We start from the raw sequence: 3058 nt of genomic DNA, 5'->3' as shown, positions 1-3058 counted from the left end.
AACAGAATAGTCAAAAATAATATTATAATTTTCAATAAAATAACCCTAACTCGTTATTTCATTGTGTCTTATTGATGAACTAAACTCAATAAAAAAGCCGCACCTGCAAATAAACCTGCAAAGGTACGATTCATCACTTTTTGCTGACGAGGTGATTTAAGTAAACGCAATACCTTCGCTGCAAGACCTGTATATCCAGCCATAACGATAAGATCGATAGCAATCATTGTACAAGCCATGATGAGATATTGTGGCCATTGAGGCTTTGAAAGATCCAGAAACTGTGGCAATACTGCCAATAAGAATACAATTGCTTTTGGATTACTCATATTGACAAAGAAACCGCTGATTACTAGCTTCATCGCTGACTTTTGCTTTAAATCAGTGTGAATTTCGATGGACTGCACTGGGGCTTTCCACTGTAAATATGCTAAATATAATAAATACCCAACCCCAAACCATTTGACGATCAAAAATGCCAAAGGAGTCGTAGCAAAAAGTACGCCTGCTCCCGCAGCGACAACTCCAATTTGAACCAAAAGTGCAAGCTGCAGACCAATTGCATTCCAATAACCTCGTTTGAATCCATAATTCAAACCACTAGACATTGATGCAATAGCACCTGCACCAGGCGAAATACTAATAACCCAACATGCAAGCATGTAGGCAAACCACATTTGATAAGACATAACGATTTGGGAGATTTATTTTGATGAGATTATATGACAATTCGACTTTTTTAAGATTTAAAATTTGAATGTTTTTTTAAACGTCTGTCTGTTCAGCACTATGATGATCAGGCACAATGTGATCAGCAAAATTAGGATATTATAATTTCAGGAGCCATGAATGACTTCCCAATCCGTAATCTTACCATTACCCTCAGATCATGCTCGCTTTATCACTTTGCGTTTAAAAGATTTATCAATAGATCAACTAAAAGAAAAACTTGAAGATCTCTTTACGACTCGTGATCGCTTAATTACTCAACATCCTCATGCTCAAATTAAAACTGCGGTGGCTTTTGGACCAGAACTTTGGTCACAACTTTACCCTCACCAACCAGAATGTTTTAAACAGCTTGAACCAATTCAAGGCTCTTTCACCATGCCTGTGGTCCCTGCTGATGTTTTAATCCATATCGCAGCACAGCGTACTGATATTTGCTTTGCCTTAAGCCAAGCTTTTTTTGAAGGAATTCAGGATTTGGTTGAGGTTTTAGATGAGCGCGTGTGCTTCCGAAATTTTGATGGTCGAGATTTAACTGGTTTTATTGATGGCACCGAAAACCCTCAATTTCCAGATGATCGCGCTGAAACAGCTTTACTAGGTGAAGATGCAGGAATTTTCACTGATGGCTCATTCGTTTTTGCTCAACGTTATCGTCATGATCTAGATAAATGGAAAAAACTTAAAGTTGATGCACAAGAGCAAGTGATTGGGCGCACCAAACTCGAAAGCATAGAGCTTGATGACGATGTTAAACCTGACAATGCACATGTGGCTCGCACCATTGTTGAAGATGATGAAGGTGAGGAGCTTGAAATTCTTCGTCATTCTTTACCGTATGGCGATGGACGTGGTGATCAAGGTTTGTATTTTATCGCTTATACGAAAGATTTAACACGTATTGATCGCATGCTGACACGTATGTTTGGAACTAGTGGCGATGGTATTCATGATCGCTTATTGCACTTTGTTGCGCCTTTAGACGGAGCTTATTATTTTGCCCCAAGTGAAGAGTTGCTAGAAAAGGTATTGGAAGATTAAACAATAGAAAGCCGACGAGAGTCGGCTTTATTAATATTACAATCACTAAATACTACAAGCAGTTAATATCCTTGATTTCTAAAGATATTTTATTGAATTGAGTTATTTTCTTTGTCTTAAAATTCTTATAAGTAACATCGTATAATAAATACCCTTGAGACATAAATGTATATTGCCCGGCTTTGTTGCATAAAGATTTTAAAGATAGAGCTTTCCTAAGTTGTTTAAATTTAAGTGACAACTTGGGTATGAGCTCGGCCTAATTCCATAAATTTATTTAATACTGCCACACGTGCATGAATCTCATTCACCTGGCTTTGAAAACTCCGTGCACTGAGTTTATCTCCCAATAATTTGATGCAATGCATCTTGGTTTCTACCAAGCTTCGACGATGATAACCAGACCACTTTTTCCAAAGCGTTCTTCCCAAACGTTTCACTGTTTTTAGTAATTCATTCCGCTCTAAAGATCTCAATTTCTGATCTTTCCATGGCTTTGCATTTTTCCTTGGTGGAATGATCGCATGTGCAGCTCGATCTAAAATGACTTGTCTGCAGTGCTTCGTATCGTAAGCACCATCGGTATAGACCGAATCAATTCGTTCATCTAAAGGAATTTGAGCAAGTAAATCACCGAGTACTTGCGAATCGCTCACATTATTTGTAGTAAGCTGTACTGCACGTATTTTCAGGGTTTCAGCATCGATACCAATATGCAGCTTACGCCATTGGCGATGATATTCAGGTCCATGTTTCCTACGTTTCCATTCACCTTCACCTAGAAACTTCAAGCCAGTTGAGTCTACAAGTAGATGTAACCCATCACTATTTTTTTGATAGCTAATCGCAATATCAATATGTTTTTGTCTTCGACAAAGCGTACTGTAATCTGGCGCTGTCCAACTTAATCCACATAGTTTAATCAGGCTTTGAACAAAACCTGTGACCATGCGTAGAGAGAGTCTGAATAAAGATTTGATCATTAAACAGCATTGAATAGCGGTGTCTGAGTAAGTTTGACTTCGACCTTGCTTGCCTTGTGATTGTGCATACCACTGAGTGTTTGGATCGAACCAAATAGCAATATTCCCACGATTAATGAGAGCTCTGTTATATGCGGGCCAATTGGTTGTGCGGTAGATTTTGTGTGTAGGCTTCTTCATTTGAAAATTATATTGCTGAAGAAGCCGTCTATGCTAGGTTTGTGCAACAAAGTCACTCTGATGTATAAAAACGTAAAGAGCTAATTTCTTTTTCACTATCTAAAAATCCAAAATTAGTGGTGGTG

At 38.2% G+C, this 3058-nt stretch carries 3 protein-coding genes; 1 reads left to right on the top strand and 2 read right to left on the bottom strand.

The genetic code is table 11. From position 1 onward, the window contains the following. Positions 1 to 68: 68 nt before the first annotated feature. Positions 69 to 689, bottom strand: a complete 621-nt coding sequence (locus CL42_RS15770; protein WP_035270804.1) for a LysE family transporter — start codon at positions 687 to 689, stop codon at positions 69 to 71. Positions 690 to 849: 160 nt separating this feature from the next. Between CL42_RS15770 and CL42_RS15765 the strand changes: the two genes are divergently transcribed. Continuing rightward, complete coding sequence (locus CL42_RS15765) at positions 850 to 1770, top strand: Dyp-type peroxidase (protein WP_035270801.1); 921 nt, start codon at positions 850 to 852, stop codon at positions 1768 to 1770. A 230-nt stretch (positions 1771 to 2000) separates the two neighbouring features. Here the strand turns inward: CL42_RS15765 and CL42_RS15760 are convergent, their stop codons facing one another. Then, on the bottom strand, positions 2001 to 2933 hold the full coding sequence (locus CL42_RS15760) for an IS5 family transposase (protein WP_035270799.1): 933 nt from the start codon (positions 2931 to 2933) through the stop codon (positions 2001 to 2003). Positions 2934 to 3058 lie beyond the last annotated feature (125 nt).

It is taken from the genome of Acinetobacter sp. Ver3 (assembly GCF_000632455.1).
Taxonomy (GTDB): Bacteria; Pseudomonadota; Gammaproteobacteria; order Pseudomonadales; family Moraxellaceae; genus Acinetobacter.
This window is presented reverse-complemented; position numbering and strand designations above follow the sequence as displayed.